The following is a 15,766-nucleotide window of genomic DNA, read 5'->3' as shown; positions in this document are numbered from 1 at the left end:
GTAAGTGACCGCAATGTCCAAATTGAATCCGATTCTGGCTGGGTCCGCGGCAAGCATTGACGCTTACCAGCAGGTCATTTCCCAGACCAGCCAGGCGGTTGCGCAGTGGCTGCAACAACCTGAAATGTATCAGGGGAAAAGCGTTGATGAACTCCGTGAGCGCATCACCCTTGATTTTAACGAACAGGGTCTGGGCAACCAGGCGGCGATTGAACGTGCGATCGAGTACTTCCTGAAAGACAGCCTGTCGGTGCATCATCCGCAGTGCGTGGCGCACCTGCACTGCCCGAGCCTGGTTATCAGCCAGGCGGCGGAAGTGCTGATCAACGCCACCAACCAGAGCATGGACTCCTGGGATCAGAGTCCGTCGGCGACCATCATCGAGATGAAGCTGATCGAGTGGTTGCGCGCGCAGGTCGGTTATCCGGCTGGCGATGCCGGCGTCTTCACCAGCGGCGGCACCCAGAGCAATCTGATGGGCCTGATGCTGGCGCGCGACGCCTTCTTCGCTCGTCAGGGGCATTCCATCCAGCAGGATGGTATTCCGGGCGACATTCGGCAGTACAAAGTGCTGTGCTCGGAAAACGCCCACTTCTCGGTGCAGAAGAACATGGCGCTGATGGGGCTTGGCTACCGCTCGGTCACGTTGGTGAAAACCGATGAATTCGCCCGTATGGACGTCACCGACCTGAAGGCCAAGATTGCGCAAGCGCAGGCCAACGGCGAGCAGATCATGGCCATCGTCGCCACCGCCGGTACCACCGACGCGGGCGCGATTGACCCGCTGCGTGATATCGCCGGTATCGCGGCGGAGCACCAGATCTGGCTGCACGTTGATGCCGCATGGGGCGGCGCGCTGCTGCTGTCCGAGCAGTATCGCGATTACCTCGACGGCCTGGAGTTAGTGGATTCCGTAACCCTGGACTTCCACAAGCAGTTCTTCCAGACCATCAGCTGCGGCGCCTTCCTGCTGAAAGAGGCGCGTCATTACGAGCTGATGCGGTATCAGGCGGCCTATCTGAACTCCGAGTTTGATGAAGAACACGGCGTTCCGAACCTGGTCTCCAAATCGCTGCAGACCACCCGCCGCTTCGACGCGCTGAAGCTGTGGATGGGGCTTGAGGCACTGGGCAAGAAACAGTACGCTTCAATCATCGATCATGGCGTGACGATGGCGAAAAACGTCGCGGAGTTCATTCAGACTCAGCCAACGCTGGAGCTGGTCATGCAGCCGCAGCTGGCAAGCGTGCTGTTTCGCTCACGTCCGGCGCAAATGGCTGGTAGCGATACCGCCGCGATCGCCCTGCTTAACCAGCGCGTGGGCGACGCCCTGCTGGAGTCCGGCCGCGCCAACGTCGGCGTGACCGAGCATAACGGCGTAACCTGCCTGAAGCTGACGCTGCTCAACCCGGTGGTGACGCTGGAGGATGTGAAGGTCCTGCTGAGCCTCGTTGAACGCACCGCCCAGGAGCTGCTGGCGAAATAAGACGCTGCCGATTAGCGAGTGTCCTGCAAAGCCGATAACTGCTGTTATCGGCTTTTTTTATTTCCGCATCACGTCCGCGCTTCGCGCAGCAGTTGTTGGATCACCTGCTCCTGACGGGCATAACCGCCTTCGCCAAAGGCGGTATAGCGCAGTTGTCCCCGCGCGTCGAAGAAATAATGCGCCGGCCAGTACTGATTACCAAACGCATTCCAGATGGCGTAGTTGTTATCCGCGACAACCGGATAGTTTAGCTGCCGCTGGCTGACCGCTTCACGAAGCTGCGGCAACGATCGTTCCCACGGATATTCCGGCGTATGTACGCCAATCACCACCAGCCCCGCATCGCGATACTTATTGGCCCACGCCCGTACATAAGGCAGCGTATGCTGACAGTTGATGCAATCGCGGGTCCAAAAATCAATCAGCACCACCTTGCCCTTTAACGCCGCCTTGGTAAGCGGTGGGCTATTAATCCATGCGGTGCCGCCGTGCAAATCCGGCATAGCGCTGGTTGGCCGCGGCACGACGATCGGCTCCAGCCGAACCCGTTGCGGATCCTGCGGCATAAACGCGCTGAGCCGCTGCTCCAGACGATGGGTTAAACCGCTGGCGCCCTGCAGATAACGATCGCTGCCGCTGGCGATTAACGCCACCGCGGCCAGCATCGCCACGCCAGCCAGTTGGCGCAACCGCCCACTTATCACCTGACCACCGCGCAGACGGGAAATCAGCCGCGCGCCGAACCACCCCAATAGCAGCAACATCAGCGCGCATCCGCTGGCATAGGAAAGCAGCAAGATGCCGGTCGTCACTGAATTTCCTTGCAACAACGCCAGGCTAAATATCGCCCCCAGCACCGGTCCCGCGCACGGCGCCCAAAGTAGTCCAATCGCCAGTCCGGCGAGCACTGAAGCGAGCCCACTGCCATAACGATAGCTCTGTTGGTTAAGTTGATTACCCAGCGCCACCGCTGGCGATCCGAGCCAGCCTGCAACGCGTGATGACAGCAAACTGATGGCCACAACGACCAAAAAGCCCAGCGCCAGCCAACGCCCAACGATAGTCAGATTGACTAACCACCCTGCTGCCGCCGTGGCCAGCAGCGACACAGCGGTAAACATCAACCCCATACCGAACAACAACAGGATTAGTTGTCCCCTACGCCCGCTAACGCTGGCAAACACCAGCGGGATCACCGGTAAGGTACAGGGGCTGAGCAGCGTCAACATACCGGCCAAAAATGCAATCATAACAGCCATGATCATTCTCCTTCGCAACGTTGCCGAAGTGGCAACGTCAGCATTACAACAGGCGATTGTATGGCGGATATGTCCGTGAAACGGCGGTTTAGTATAGGGATTTATCTGCAGTTGACGTGGATACAGAAGGATACAAAGCGGCGGTCTTGAGACGTACCCGCGCCTCAAGACCGCCCTGTTGAAGATTATGCAGGGTCAAACTTCCCTGCATCTGTCCGGCGAGCTGGGCGGCGATTGCCAGCCCCAAACCGGTTCCGCCGGTATCGCGATTACGTGACTGCTCGAGGCGATAGAACGGCTGCAGTACGGCGGTGAGTTCTTCTTCCGGGATGCCGGGGCCATCATCAGCAACGTGAATGATAACATCGCCATTCGGCGAATAACTCAGGCTGATTTCTACCTTTTCGGCGTATTTCAGCCCATTATCGATTAAATTACTCATGATTCGCCGCAGCGCCTGCGGCTGAAGCGCCATGACGTCCGCCCCTTTAGCGGCACGAAAACTGACCGCTTTACCGATGTCGGCATAATCACAGGCGATGCTATCCAGTAATGCATTGAGACTCATCCGCTGCGGCGCTTCTGCCAGCGGTTCGGCCGATCGTGCCAGCGCGATGCCTTCACGGACCAGCCGGGTCATGCTATCGAGATCCTGTAACAGCTTATCGCGGAGTGCCGGTTGCTCGGCCATCTCGACCCTTAGCTTCATACGGGTAATCGGCGTCTGCAAATCGTGGGAGATCGCCGCCAGGATCCGCGCGCGCTCCTGCAAATGGTCCTGTATTCGCTTTTGCATCGCGTTGAAGGCGCGCGCCGCGCGCTGCACCTCCTGCGGCCCCTTCTCGGCCAGCGGCCCTGCCGCCGGAGTAGCCGGTTGCAGCGTATCAATGGCGCGGGTAAAACGGGCCATCGGCGCAACCACCTGGCGGACGGCGTACCAGGCGCAAAATAGCAGTAACAGAAACTGCGCAACCAGCACCAGCGGCAGCCATCGCGCGATGGCCGGCAGCTTTGGCCACAGGTCAATGCTCAGCGGCGCGCCGTCGCGCAGGGTCACGTGGGCCTGAATATGTTCGCGCGGTCCAGGGACGGCGACAATACTCACAGGATAGCGACCGCTCAGGGCTTCCTGTAACGAGCGTACCGCATCGCGGGTACGCCAGCTGGTGGGATAGTCGCCAGTTTGTCCGGCAGAAAGCTGATAGCGATAGTTACCGCGCGCCAGACGCGGCAACCAATGCGGGCGTTCTTGCGCCGGAAGACGATCAAGGATAGCCACGCTGGTGGCGACATCATATTCAAGGTTGCCCAGCATGACGCTACGGGCGCTGCTCATGCGTTCATAGAGCAGAAGCGATAGCGTCAGGGCATTCGCAAGCAGCAGAGCGAGAAAAATCATCAACATTAAGCGCGACTGCAGTGACGCCGGCCACACTTTCATTATCGCGCCTCGCGGATCGACACCGGCACTGACAGCACATAACCCTCGCTGCGCACGGTTTTGATATAGGCGGGTTCACGCGCGTCCTCCCGCAGGCGCTGACGCAGGCGACTCACTAACAGATCGATAGACCGTTCAAACAGTTCGGCATCACGCCCCTGTGTAAGATTCAACAACTGATCGCGGTTGAGCACCCGTTGAGGATGATCAAGAAACACCCGCAGCAGGCGATATTCCGCCCCGCTTAGCGCCACAATTATGCCACTCTTGTCCAGTAGATGCCGCGCTGAGGTATCGAGCTGCCAGTCGCCAAAGGCGATAAGCCTGCCGGCTTCGCTGATTTGTAAATTGGGGGGAAGCGCGCGGGCGCGGCGTAAAATGGCTTTAATCCGCGCCAGTAGCTCCCGCGCCACGAAGGGTTTCACCAGATAATCGTCGGCCCCCATCTCGAGACCAAGTATACGGTCGCTATCTTCGCTACGCGCGGTCAACATCAGCACCGGGATATCCTGTTGGCCATCATTGCGCAACTGGCGACAAAGGGTTAAACCATCATCGCCGGGCAGCATGATATCGAGGACAATCAAATCGATTTGATGGTTTTTAAGTACGGACCACATCGCTTTGCCATTAGCTGCGCCGCTGGCGCGATAGCCCGATTTCTCCAGATAACCCACGATCAGTTCGCGGATATCGCGATCGTCATCGACAACCAGGATGTGGTCAATACGTTCCAAAGGCGTCTCCTGCGGAAAAATAAGCTCATGAAAAGCATATGCGGCTTCTCCGCAAGCGCAACTCTGCGTTTGCGCCGCGGTGAGGCTTATAAACGATCGGCGTCAATAACCGCCTGAACAAATTCCGCTGGCGCCTCCTGCGGCGGGTTATGTCCCACTGCGCCTTTGAAATCCCGATGTTCATATTTACCGGTGAATTTCGCCCGATAGGTATCCGGCGCCGGATGCGGCGCGCCATTGTTTTCCCCCTCGATGGTAATTGTGGGTACGCTAATCGCCGGCAGTTTCGCGAGTCGCTGTTCGTAAGCCGCATATTTCGCTTCGCCCTGCTCCAACCCCAGGCGCCAGCGGTAGTTGCTGATGGTAACGGCAACGTGATCCGGGTTATCCAGCGCTTTCGCGCTATTGGCGAACGTGGCCTCCGTGAATGTCCACCGCGGCGAAGCCTGATGCCAGATAAATTTGGCAAAGTCATGGGTATTTTGCCGGTAGCCTGCTTCGCCGCGCGGGGTGGCAAAGTAGAATTGATACCACCACGACAGTTCCGCTTGCGGCGGTAACGGCTTCTCGCCAATTTGCTGGCTGCTAATCAGATACCCGCTCACCGATACCAGCGACTTAACCCGCTGCGGCCAGAGCGCCGCGACGATATCCGCTGTACGCGCCCCCCAGTCAAAGCCGGCGAAATCCGCTTGCTTAATTTTTAGCGCATCCATCAGATGCACAATATCAGCCGCCATCGCCGATGGCTGACCGTTACGCGGCGTTTTAGCCGACAGGAAACGGGTGGAGCCGTAGCCGCGCAGATACGGCACGATGACCCGGTACCCCTTCTGCGCCAACGCCGGGGCCACCTGCGCGTAGCTTTGAATATCATACGGCCAGCCGTGCAGCAAAATTACCGCCTGGCCATCGCGTGACCCCATATCGACATAACCGATATTCAGGTCCCCGGCGTTGATTTGTTGCACCTTGTCGAAAGCGCCTGCGTCTTCAGCAGCGCACACGCTGGCGGACCACAGCGCGGAGAGACACAGCGCCGCCGCGCTGACATGACGGATTGCGGATAATCTGTTCATCCTCATTTCACCTTTTATCTGGAAGCGTTAAGCGAGTACGTGAACAGTTAATCAGGCCTGTGTATCCCGCATGTGTGGGATTTATCGTGTTTTTGCATCGCCATGTATGAGGATTGTCGATTGATACAGTGTGATACAAACGCCAGATTTGGCGATTGTTGCTAAGTTGTGAATTTCCACTTGCCGCAGCGAACAAATCAGTTACCGTGTCAGGCATTTCCAGTACAACCAGCAGAGGGAGCGCGCTATGGCGATTTTTGATGGTCACAATGACCTGCTGCTCAATTTATGGCTTCACCATCGCGAAGATCCTGCAACCGCTTTCTTTGCCGGGATTGAGAACGGTCATCTCGACTATCCGCGCATGCAGCAAGGCGGATTTGCCGGCGGGCTATTCGCGCTATTCGTGCCGCCGCAGGAGTATATTGCCCGTATGGCGCCGCAATACGCCAGCCAGCGATGGGAGCCGATCGCTATCCTCTGGCAGCAGCTGGCCATCCTGAAGCAACTTGTCGCGCAGTCCGCTGGACGCTTGAGATTGTGTCTGAGCGCGGCGGATATCGAACGCTGCCGCCAGGATAAGGTACTGGCAATGGTGGCGCATATTGAGGGCGCCGGGGGTTTTGATGGCGAGGGCCACGACCTGCAGGCCTTCTATGCCGCCGGGGTACGCAGCATTGGACCGTTCTGGAATATTGCTAACCGCTTCGGCAGCGGCGTTAATGGTTCGTTTCCCGGTAGCCCGGATACTGGGCCTGGACTGACAGCGGCAGGTATCCATCTTATTAAGCAGGCCAATGCCCTGAAGATGCAGATTGATGTGTCTCATATGAATGAAAAAGCATTCTGGGATACCGCCCATCACTCGACGTCGCCGCTGGTAGCCACCCACTCCAATGCCCATGCGCTATGCCCGCAGCCGCGTAATCTCACCGATGAACAACTGCGGGCAATTCGCGACAGCGGCGGCGTGGTCGGCGTCAATTTCGGCAACGCTTTCCTGCGCGCCGACGGCAAACGCGATAGCGATACCCCATTGCGTACCATCGTTCACCATATCGACTATCTTATTAACATCATGGGCGACGATCACGTGGCGCTGGGGTCCGATTTTGACGGCATCACGCTACCGGACGAATTGGGCGATGTGAGCGGTTTACCACGGCTAATCAACGCATTGCGCCATAGTGGTTATGAACAATTGGTGCTGGATAAACTGCTGTGGGGCAACTGGCAAAAGGTATTAAAAAATGTTTGGCAACAATAGGTTATATTGTAAACGCAAGGTTAAATACTTACATGTTGCCGGTTGACCTTTATCCCCCTGAGGGGCAATATTTGATTGCCATCACAAAACCGACACAACCGACGTTGTTGATGTCGCATTTTTATAGAGGAAAAAACGATGTGGAAGAAACCTGCTTTTATTGATTTACGTCTGGGTCTGGAAGTGACGCTGTACATTTCCAACCGCTAATCGCTCCGCCCGCCGTCCGTGCGGGCATTTTGTTTTTTTATCTGGTCCGTCTTCATGTTTATAAAAGTCCTCGGTTCCGCCGCTGGCGGAGGCTTTCCGCAGTGGAATTGTAACTGCGCCAACTGTCAGGGTCTGCGCAATGGCACGATTCAGGCCACTGCTCGTACTCAGTCTTCCATTATCGTGAGCGATAACGGTAAAGAGTGGGTGCTGTGTAACGCCTCTCCCGATATCAGCCAGCAAATTGCCCATACGCCAGAGTTAAATAAACAAGGCGTTCTGCGCGGCACGCATATTGGCGGCATTATTCTTACCGATAGCCAGATTGACCATACGACCGGGCTGCTGAGCCTGCGCGAAGGCTGCCCCCATCAGGTATGGTGCACGCCGGAGGTACATGAGGATCTCAGCACGGGTTTTCCCATTTTTACCATGTTACGGCACTGGAACGGCGGCCTGATTCACCATCCTGTCACTCCGCTGAATAGTTTTACCGTTGACGCCTGTCCCGACCTGCAGTTTACCGCCGTCCCCATCGCCAGCAATGCGCCGCCCTACTCGCCGTTTCGCGATAGGCCGCTGCCGGGCCATAACGTAGCGCTGTTTATCGAAAACCGCCGCAACGGCCAGACGCTATTCTATGCGCCGGGGCTTGGCGAACCGGACGAAGCGCTCTTGCCGTGGCTGAAAAAAGCGGACTGTCTGCTGATTGACGGCACCGTATGGCAGGATAATGAACTGCAGGCTGCCGGCGTCGGGCGCAATACCGGTCGTGATATGGGCCATCTGGCGCTTGGCGATGAACACGGCATGATGGCGCTGCTGGCCTCGCTCCCGGCGAAGCGCAAAATTCTGATTCATATCAACAATACTAATCCAATCCTTAACGAGCAGTCGCCGCAGCGTAACGCCCTGACGCAACAGGGAATTGAAGTGAGCTGGGACGGAATGCCTATCACGCTTCAGGACTAACTATGCAGATTCGCGAAACCCTATCGCCACAGGCGTTTGAACAAGCGCTACGGGAAAAAGGCGCCTACTACCATATCCATCATCCGTACCATATTGCGATGCATAACGGCGAAGCCAGCCGCGAGCAAATCCAGGGCTGGGTGGCGAACCGTTTTTACTACCAGACCAATATCCCGCTAAAAGACGCCGCCATTATGGCGAACTGCCCCGATCCGCACACCCGACGCAAGTGGGTACAGCGGATCCTCGACCACGATGGCAGTCACGGCCAGGAAGGCGGTATTGAAGCCTGGCTGCAGTTGGGTGAAGCCGTAGGGCTAAGTCGTGATGAGTTACTCAGCGAGCGCCACGTGCTGCCCGGCGTGCGTTTTGCCGTCGACGCCTACGTCAATTTTGCCCGCCGGGCCAACTGGCAGGAGGCGGCGTGCAGTTCGCTAACCGAACTGTTTGCCCCGCAAATCCATCAGTCGCGCCTCGACAGCTGGCCGCAGCACTATCCATGGATTAAAGAAGAAGGCTATTTCTACTTTCGCAGCCGCTTAAGCCAGGCCAATCGCGACGTCGAACATGGGCTGGAACTGGCGAAGATCTACTGCGATAGCGCGGAAAAACAGAACCGGATGCTGGAGATCCTGCAGTTTAAGCTCGACATTCTGTGGTCGATGCTGGATGCCATGACCATGGCCTACGCACTGCAGCGCCCACCCTATCATACGGTCACCGACAAGGCGGCCTGGCACACGACCCGACTGGTATAACTATGCAAAAGAGCGCAATCATCGCCTTTCGTCGCGGCTACCGCCTGCAGTGGGAAGCTGCTCAGGATAGCCACGTGATCCTCTATCCGGAAGGAATGGCGAAACTGAATGAAACCGCCGCCGCGATCCTCGAACTGGTCGATGGTCAACGCGACGCGGCAAAAATAATCGCCGAACTCAACGCCCGTTTCCCGGAAGCGGGCGGCGTCGATGACGACGTCATCGAATTCCTGCAGATAGCTTACCAACAGAAGTGGATTATCTTCCGTGAGCCAGAATAAAACCGCCGTTAATCCGCCGCTGTGGCTTCTGGCGGAACTGACCTATCGCTGTCCGCTGCAGTGCCCCTACTGCTCTAACCCGCTGGACTTTGCTCAGCAGGAGAAAGAACTCACCACCGAACAGTGGATTGAGGTCTTTCGCCAGGCGCGGGCCATGGGTAGCGTGCAAATGGGTTTCTCAGGCGGCGAACCGCTGACGCGCAAAGATCTGCCGGAGCTGATTCGCGCCGCGCGCGATCTCGGTTTTTATACCAACCTGATTACGTCGGGCATTGGGCTCACCGAGAGCAAACTCGACGCCTTCAGCGAGGCCGGGCTGGATCATATCCAGATTAGTTTCCAGGCCAGCGATGAAGTGCTGAACGCGGCGCTGGCGGGCAACAAAAAAGCGTTCCAGCAGAAGTTGGCGATGGCGAAAGCGGTAAAAGCGCGCGACTACCCGATGGTGCTGAACTTTGTCCTGCATCGCCACAACATCGACCAGATCGATAAAATCATCGAGCTGTGTATCGAGCTGGAAGCGGATGATGTTGAGCTCGCCACCTGCCAGTTTTACGGCTGGGCGTTCCTCAATCGTCAGGGATTACTGCCGACCCGCGAACAGATCGCCCGTGCTGAACAGGTCGTTGCTGATTACCGACACAAAATGGCGGCTAACGGTAATCTGACCAATCTGCTTTTTGTCACCCCGGACTACTACGAAGAGCGTCCCAAAGGCTGTATGGGCGGCTGGGGCTCGATATTCCTCAGCGTGACCCCGGAAGGCACCGCGCTGCCGTGTCACAGCGCGCGCCAGCTGCCGGTCGAGTTCCCGTCGGTGCTGGAGCAGAGCCTGGAATCGATCTGGTATGACTCATTTGGCTTCAACCGCTACCGCGGCTTTGACTGGATGCCGGAGCCCTGTCGTTCCTGTGATGAAAAAGAGAAAGATTTCGGCGGCTGCCGCTGCCAGGCCTTTATGCTGACCGGCAATGCCGATAACGCTGACCCGGTGTGCAGCAAATCGCCGCACCACCATAAAATCCTCGAAGCGCGGCGCGAAGCGGCCTGCAGCGATATAAAAATCAGCCAGCTGCAGTTCCGCAACCGCACCCGTTCACAGCTGATTTATAAAACCCGGGAATTGTGATGACCACCGCCACCCGCATCGTGGAACTGGCAGGCGGTATGCGCGCAACGCTGGTTCATCATCCGCAGGCGACGCGTGCGGCGGCGTTGGTTAAGGTGGGTGCCGGAAGCCATCATGAAACCGATGCCCTGCCGGGGCTGGCTCATTTGCTGGAACATTTACTGTTTCGCGGCAGCCAGCGTTATCACGATGATGAGCGATTGATGGCGTGGATCCAACGCCAGGGCGGCAGCGTCAACGCCACCACCCTTGCCCGCCACAGCGCCTATTTCTTCGAGGTTGCCGCCAACAGTCTGGCCGAGGGCATCACCCGTCTACGGGATACGCTCCGGGCGCCGCTGCTGTCGCCTGAAGATATCCGTCAGGAACTGGTGGTCATCGATGCGGAAAACCGGCTTATCCAGCAGCACGATCCCTCCCGCCGTGAAGCAGCGGCCCGTCACGCGATGGCGGCGCCCGCGGCTTTTCGCCGTTTTCAGGTCGGCAGCATGGATTCGCTGGGCGGAAACTTGCCTGCGTTGCAGAGTGCGCTCGGCGAGTTTCACCAGCGCTATTATGTCGCCAGCCATCTGCAGCTATGGCTTCAGGGGCCGCAGTCGCTTGATGAATTAGCCGAATTGGCCCATTTTTTTGCCGCGGGGTTCCCTGGCGGCCTGCCGCCGGAAAGCCCGCCGTCTGCATATTTTAGCAACAATGTGGATCTTCAACTGGCCGTTGAAGACAAACCGGCGGTATGGCGTTGTACGCTCATCGAAAAAAGTGACAACGTCACCACTTTTCGTGAATTCTTACTGGATGAAGCGCCTGGCAGCCTGCTGGCCGGGCTGCGTGAATGCGGGCTCGCGGACGATGTCGCGCTGAACTGGCTTTACCAGGATGAACGCGTCGGCTGGCTGGCGCTGGTATTCAGCAGCGACCATCCCGACGCCATCAAGCAGCATGTCGAGCGATGGCTGCAGGCATTGCGGCACACCTCGCCTGAACAGCAGATGCACTATTACAAGCTGGCGCAGCGGCGTTTTGACGCACTGACCCCGCTCGAACAGCTCCGCCAGCGGGCATTGGGTTTTGCGCCCGATTCCCCGCCCGTCGATTTTGCTGGCTTCTGCGCCAGCTTGCTGTCGGCGCCGGCCTCTTCGCTGGTTTGCCGCAAAATAGCGGCTGGCGATGGCGTGGCAACCCAGGGCTTTACCTTGCCGCTCGGCCGCTGGCAGCCACGGACGATAGTGACGGATCCGCTGGCATTTAGCTTTTATCCGCAGGCGGCGACCGCTGAGGCACCTGAACTGACGCTAACGACCAGCCCAATGCTGCATATCATTGCAGATAATCAAACGCCGACGCTGATCGTTCGCAAGCCTTTCTATAGCGTGCTCAGCCAGGCGCAGGGTATGGCGATAAGCCAGCAGATCCGTCCCTTGCTCGCGCAACTTCGCCATGCTGGCGGCAGCGGCGAGTGGCAAACAGTGGACGGCAACTGGCAGCTTACTCTACAGCTACCTGAATCCGGCGGCGTAGCGGAGCGCGTCGTCACCGCGCTCATGCGCCGATTATCTCAACCCGCGCCGGGGACGGTGGTCGTACCTGAAACCATCGCCATTCGCCAGCTACTGCAACAATTACCTGAACAATTGGCTATCGCTCCGCCGCAGGAGGGTTGGCTGGCGGCGATGGTAGGCGGCAGCAGCAATCTGGCGCAGCAGGTTGCCCGTCTGTTGAGCTTGCTCAACGCCCCGGTCAACGCCGAGCTTCGCTCTTCGGCAGGCTGTCGCCGCGGTATTAAGCGTCTTCCTCACGCCAGCTCTGATAGCGCGCTTCTGGTTTTTATTCCATTGCCTGAGGGGGCCTCGCTGGCCGCGCTGCAACTGCTGGCGCTACTTTGCGAGCCGCAATTCTTCCAGCGTCTGCGGGTCGAACAGCAGATTGGCTACGTGGTGAGCTGCCGTTATCAGCGGATCGCCGATCGCGATGGCCTGCTGCTGGCGCTGCAATCGCCCGACCGTTCCGCCGGTAATCTACTACGCTGCTGTAAAACCTTTCTTCGCCAGTTAACGCTGTGTGGGCAAGCCGAGTTCAGCCAGTTACAACACCAGTTGGCTGAGCAGAACGGTCAGGCGCGGGACGCCAGCGCAACCGCGCTCGCCGCCCTGCGCCAGCGCTATCATCTACCGGTAGCCAAGCCGCAGGACGTTAACGAGCTGCAGCTGGACGAGATCATCGCGCTATGGCGTGAGATAACTCGCCGTCGCCGCAGTTGGCAAATCTTATATAGCGCGCTAACGGCGTCCACCACTTAAGGTCGTCACTGCGCATCGGCGCTTTCGACCTGCGGAACGTTACTTTGCGCGCTATCCGCAGCTGGCGCATTCGCCGGGTCGAAGATATGGTCGAGAATCGCGCGCGCCGTCGGGCCGGCGACAACGCCATCGCCGCCGCCATTTTCGAGAATGAGCGCCATCGCCACCTTCGGATGCTGATACGGCGCAAACAGGGTATAAAAAATGTGGTCGCGCAGACGTACCGGGATCATTTTGGCATTGTAGGTCTGGTTCTCCTTCAGGCTAAACACCTGCGAGGTCCCGGACTTCGCCGCAATCTGATACGGCGCGGTATGGAACAACTTATATCCCGTCCCGTTCGGCAGGTTCGCCATGCCATACATACCGTTACGGACAATCCCCCAGTATGGCGATTTCGGGTCGCCAACCTGCGGTAAATTGGCCGGCTGCTGGTAGCGTTCGACCTTATTCCCTTGCTTCATTGAGTACAAAAGATGCGGGTTTTGTACTTTGCCGTTGTTGATTAGGGTGGTCAGCGCTTTCACCATTTGAATAGGAGTGGCGATCCAGTAGCCCTGGCCGATACCGACGGAAATAGTATCACCCTGGTACCACGGTTTTTTATGGACCCGCTGTTTCCACTCTCGGCTCGGCAACACGCCAGAATACTCCTCATTCAGGTCAATCCCTGTCGGCTGTCCATAACCAAACTTACTCAGCCACTGATGAATACGGTCAATGCCCATTTCAAAAGCGACCTGGTAGAAGAACGTATCCGCCGACTCTTCAATCGCTTTGGTCACATTCAACATACCGTGTCCGGTTTTTAACCAGTCGCGATAGCGGCGCTGAGTACCGGGTAGCGTCCAGGTTGGCGCGCCGAAGAAGGTGGTATTTGGCGTAATCACCCCGGCGGAAAGGGCTGAGAGCGCCATATACGGCTTGACCGTGGAAGCCGGGGGATACAAGCCCTGAGTGACGCGGTTAATCAGCGGGCGATCCTGGTTATCGAGCAGCGATTTGTAAGCCTGGTAGCCAATCCCCTTAACGAAGGGATTCGGGTCATAGCTGGGGCTCGACACCATCGCCAGTACGCCGCCGTCGCGCGGATCGACGGCCACGACCGCGGCGCGCTGGCCCTTCAGGACCGACTCAATATACTGCTGCAAATGCAGGTCGAGCGTCAGATAGATATTTTTGCCGGCGACCGGCGGGACTTCTTTCAGTAGGCGAACGACGCGGCCGTGGTTATCTACTTCGACTTCCTGATAACCGGTGGTGCCGTGTAATTCTTTCTCGTAATAGCCTTCAATTCCCTGTTTGCCGATATTGCGATCGGCCGCGTAGTTTTCTGCTTCGCCGTTTTTCGCCAGCCGTTGTAAATCGTTATCGTTAATTTTGGAAACGTAACCGACAACGTGCGCCAGTTCCGCGCCATAGGGATAACTTCGCTGCTGGTAGCTCTCGACGGTGACGCCGGGAAAACGGAATTCGTTGACCGCGAAGCGCGCCACTTCCACATCGGTAAGATCGGATTTCAGCGTCACTTCTTTATAGCGGCTATTGTGGTGCATATCGTCGCGGAAACTGGCGATATCATCCGCCGTCAGGTCGACAATCGGGCTTAACGCCTGGAGCAGCGCCGACATATCGGCAATTTTGCTGGGGATCACCTGCAGGCGATACAGGGTGATATTTTGCACCAGCGGAATACCGTTGCGGTCGAAAATCAGCCCCCGGCTTGGCGCGATCGGCAGCATTTTAATGTCGTTCTGGTTGGAACGGGTCTGATAAAAATCGTGCTGCTCTACCTGGAGATGGTAGAGATTGAAAATCAACACGCCAAAGCAGACCACCACCAACAGGAAAGCAATGACGGCGCGGCGGATGAATAGCATCTCTTCTGCCGAGTGGTCGCGGATCTCATCTCTCAATAGGGGCATTGGCGGCAATTTACCTGAGTCACTTGAAAGCACAAAAAATAAAGGCGGGGAAGAATAGCTTTATTGACGCATTAGCCCTACAGAAAGGTTGCTAATGAACTGGCAGAAATGTATCAGTATGTTAGAACGTGAGATGCCTTTCTTAACCGGAGAAAGGCATCAGCATGCGGGGTTCGCCAGTAACGGTTATTTTCTGGCCTCAAAGGCAATTTTTACGGCCATTCCGGCAAGTACCGTCGCCATCAGCCAACGTTGAAATTGTTGCCAGCCCGGCCGCCGCCCAAGAAACAGCGCCACCTGCCCGGCCAGCATAATAATAAGTCCGTTTACCGCCACGCTTATTAGCGCCTGGGTGCAGCCTAATATTAGCGACTGACTCAGCACGCTGCCGAGCCCGGGGGTGATGAACTGCGGCAGCAAAGACAAATACATGATAGCCACTTTAGGATTCGCCAGGCTGGTAAGAAGGCCCATCAGAAACAGCTTACGCCCGCTATCCGCCGGTAAGTCGCGAACTGCGAAAATCGGCCGCCCACCGGGTTTAATCGCCTGCCACGCTAAATAGAGTAAATAAGCCACTCCGCAAATTCGCAACGCGTCGTAGGCATAGGGTACGGCGAAAACCAGCGCGGTTATGCCAAAAGCCGCGCACAGCATATAACAGAAAAATCCCAGCGCAACGCCAGCAAGAGAAATAAAGCCGGCGCGTTTTCCCTGGCAAATCGACCGTGAAGTGAGGTACATCATGTTGGGGCCAGGAGTTAATACCAAACCCAACGCCACCGCGGCAAAAGCCGATAATGAAGCTAATTCAGGCATAACTTATCTCCAGATAGGGGTAATGCCCAGGCGCGCGGCGTACTTGACCATGCTCCCCAACAGTATTCTGTCTTTAGCGCCAGTCACATGGTGTCTAAGTATTAGC

14 protein-coding genes and 1 riboswitch are annotated in these 15,766 nt (G+C 57.3%); of the genes, 8 read left to right on the top strand and 6 right to left on the bottom strand.

The window, feature by feature from the left end; all coding sequences use genetic code 11:
• Positions 1-4 precede the first annotated feature (4 nt).
• Entirely contained in the window at positions 5-1,486 is a 1,482-nt protein-coding gene (locus ABLV78_RS12185; protein WP_163350955.1) for a pyridoxal phosphate-dependent decarboxylase family protein, read from the top strand.
• A gap of 68 nt (positions 1,487-1,554) precedes the next feature.
• Here ABLV78_RS12185 and ABLV78_RS12180 read toward each other — a convergent pair whose 3' ends face one another.
• The 4 genes from ABLV78_RS12180 to ABLV78_RS12165 form a co-directional block, all read right to left on the bottom strand.
• A complete protein-coding gene (locus ABLV78_RS12180; protein WP_047048515.1) occupies positions 1,555-2,745 on the bottom strand; it encodes a cytochrome c biogenesis protein/redoxin in 1,191 nt (396 codons plus the stop codon).
• 88 nt (positions 2,746-2,833) lie between these two features.
• Positions 2,834-4,186, bottom strand: a complete 1,353-nt coding sequence (locus tag ABLV78_RS12175) for an ATP-binding protein (RefSeq protein ID WP_047048518.1) — start codon at positions 4,184-4,186, stop codon at positions 2,834-2,836.
• Positions 4,186-4,923, bottom strand: a complete 738-nt coding sequence (locus ABLV78_RS12170; RefSeq protein ID WP_045394241.1) for a response regulator — start codon at positions 4,921-4,923, stop codon at positions 4,186-4,188. Before ABLV78_RS12170 ends, ABLV78_RS12175 begins: the two co-directional genes overlap by 1 nt.
• A gap of 86 nt (positions 4,924-5,009) precedes the next feature.
• Positions 5,010-6,002: an alpha/beta fold hydrolase gene (locus ABLV78_RS12165; RefSeq protein ID WP_047048521.1), complete on the bottom strand. Its 993-nt coding sequence runs from the start codon at positions 6,000-6,002 to the stop codon at positions 5,010-5,012.
• A 247-nt stretch (positions 6,003-6,249) separates the two neighbouring features.
• On the opposite strand from ABLV78_RS12165, the gene ABLV78_RS12160 reads away from it, so the two are divergent.
• The 7 genes from ABLV78_RS12160 (at position 6,250) to pqqF (ending at position 12,916) form a co-directional block, all read left to right on the top strand.
• Complete coding sequence (locus tag ABLV78_RS12160) at positions 6,250-7,269, top strand: dipeptidase (protein WP_047048524.1); 1,020 nt, start codon at positions 6,250-6,252, stop codon at positions 7,267-7,269.
• Positions 7,270-7,407: 138 nt separating this feature from the next.
• The gene (pqqA, locus tag ABLV78_RS12155) at positions 7,408-7,479 is read left to right on the top strand and encodes a pyrroloquinoline quinone precursor peptide PqqA (protein WP_002905689.1); all 72 of its coding nucleotides are present in this window, start codon (positions 7,408-7,410) and stop codon (positions 7,477-7,479) included.
• Positions 7,480-7,533: 54 nt separating this feature from the next.
• On the top strand, positions 7,534-8,451 hold the full coding sequence (gene pqqB / locus ABLV78_RS12150) for a pyrroloquinoline quinone biosynthesis protein PqqB (RefSeq protein WP_020078734.1): 918 nt from the start codon (positions 7,534-7,536) through the stop codon (positions 8,449-8,451).
• Positions 8,452-8,453: 2 nt separating this feature from the next.
• Positions 8,454-9,209, top strand: coding sequence for a pyrroloquinoline-quinone synthase PqqC (gene pqqC / locus ABLV78_RS12145; RefSeq protein ID WP_045394234.1), 756 nt, complete (start codon positions 8,454-8,456; stop codon positions 9,207-9,209).
• 2 nt (positions 9,210-9,211) lie between these two features.
• Positions 9,212-9,490, top strand: coding sequence for a pyrroloquinoline quinone biosynthesis peptide chaperone PqqD (gene pqqD, locus ABLV78_RS12140; protein ID WP_015366526.1), 279 nt, complete (start codon positions 9,212-9,214; stop codon positions 9,488-9,490).
• Entirely contained in the window at positions 9,477-10,619 is a 1,143-nt protein-coding gene (gene pqqE, locus ABLV78_RS12135; RefSeq protein ID WP_047048527.1) for a pyrroloquinoline quinone biosynthesis protein PqqE, read from the top strand. Before pqqD ends, pqqE begins: the two co-directional genes overlap by 14 nt.
• Entirely contained in the window at positions 10,619-12,916 is a 2,298-nt protein-coding gene (gene pqqF, locus ABLV78_RS12130) for a pyrroloquinoline quinone biosynthesis protein PqqF (RefSeq protein ID WP_047048529.1), read from the top strand. The genes pqqE and pqqF overlap by 1 nt, the downstream gene beginning before the upstream one ends.
• 5 nt (positions 12,917-12,921) lie before the next feature.
• On the opposite strand, the gene mrdA2 is transcribed toward pqqF, so the two are convergent.
• Both mrdA2 and ABLV78_RS12120 read right to left on the bottom strand, forming a co-directional pair.
• Positions 12,922-14,841, bottom strand: coding sequence for a peptidoglycan DD-transpeptidase MrdA2 (mrdA2, locus tag ABLV78_RS12125; RefSeq protein WP_045394227.1), 1,920 nt, complete (start codon positions 14,839-14,841; stop codon positions 12,922-12,924).
• Between the two features lie 186 nt (positions 14,842-15,027).
• Complete coding sequence (locus tag ABLV78_RS12120; protein WP_045394225.1) at positions 15,028-15,660, bottom strand: LysE family translocator; 633 nt, start codon at positions 15,658-15,660, stop codon at positions 15,028-15,030.
• A 17-nt stretch (positions 15,661-15,677) separates the two neighbouring features.
• Positions 15,678-15,757, bottom strand: a riboswitch (ZMP/ZTP riboswitch).
• Positions 15,758-15,766: the final 9 nt, after the last annotated feature.

This window comes from Klebsiella sp. CN_Kp075, from assembly GCF_040065055.2.
Lineage (GTDB): Bacteria > Pseudomonadota > Gammaproteobacteria > Enterobacterales > Enterobacteriaceae > Klebsiella > Klebsiella aerogenes.
This window is presented reverse-complemented; position numbering and strand designations above follow the sequence as displayed.

Bases quoted from the DNA above. Each gene is read 5' to 3' on its own strand.
- ABLV78_RS12120 (WP_045394225.1), bottom strand. From the start codon at position 15,660: ATGCCTGAATTAGCTTCATTATCGGCTTTTGCCGCGGTGGCGTTGGGT.
- pqqD (WP_015366526.1), top strand. From the start codon at position 9,212: ATGCAAAAGAGCGCAATCATCGCCTTTCGTCGCGGCTACCGCCTGCAG.
- ABLV78_RS12175 (WP_047048518.1), bottom strand. From the start codon at position 4,186: ATGAAAGTGTGGCCGGCGTCACTGCAGTCGCGCTTAATGTTGATGATT.
- pqqF (WP_047048529.1), top strand. From the start codon at position 10,619: ATGACCACCGCCACCCGCATCGTGGAACTGGCAGGCGGTATGCGCGCA.
- ABLV78_RS12180 (WP_047048515.1), bottom strand. From the start codon at position 2,745: ATGGCTGTTATGATTGCATTTTTGGCCGGTATGTTGACGCTGCTCAGC.
- mrdA2 (WP_045394227.1), bottom strand. From the start codon at position 14,841: ATGCCCCTATTGAGAGATGAGATCCGCGACCACTCGGCAGAAGAGATG.
- ABLV78_RS12160 (WP_047048524.1), top strand. From the start codon at position 6,250: ATGGCGATTTTTGATGGTCACAATGACCTGCTGCTCAATTTATGGCTT.
- ABLV78_RS12165 (WP_047048521.1), bottom strand. From the start codon at position 6,002: ATGAACAGATTATCCGCAATCCGTCATGTCAGCGCGGCGGCGCTGTGT.
- pqqB (WP_020078734.1), top strand. From the start codon at position 7,534: ATGTTTATAAAAGTCCTCGGTTCCGCCGCTGGCGGAGGCTTTCCGCAG.
- pqqC (WP_045394234.1), top strand. From the start codon at position 8,454: ATGCAGATTCGCGAAACCCTATCGCCACAGGCGTTTGAACAAGCGCTA.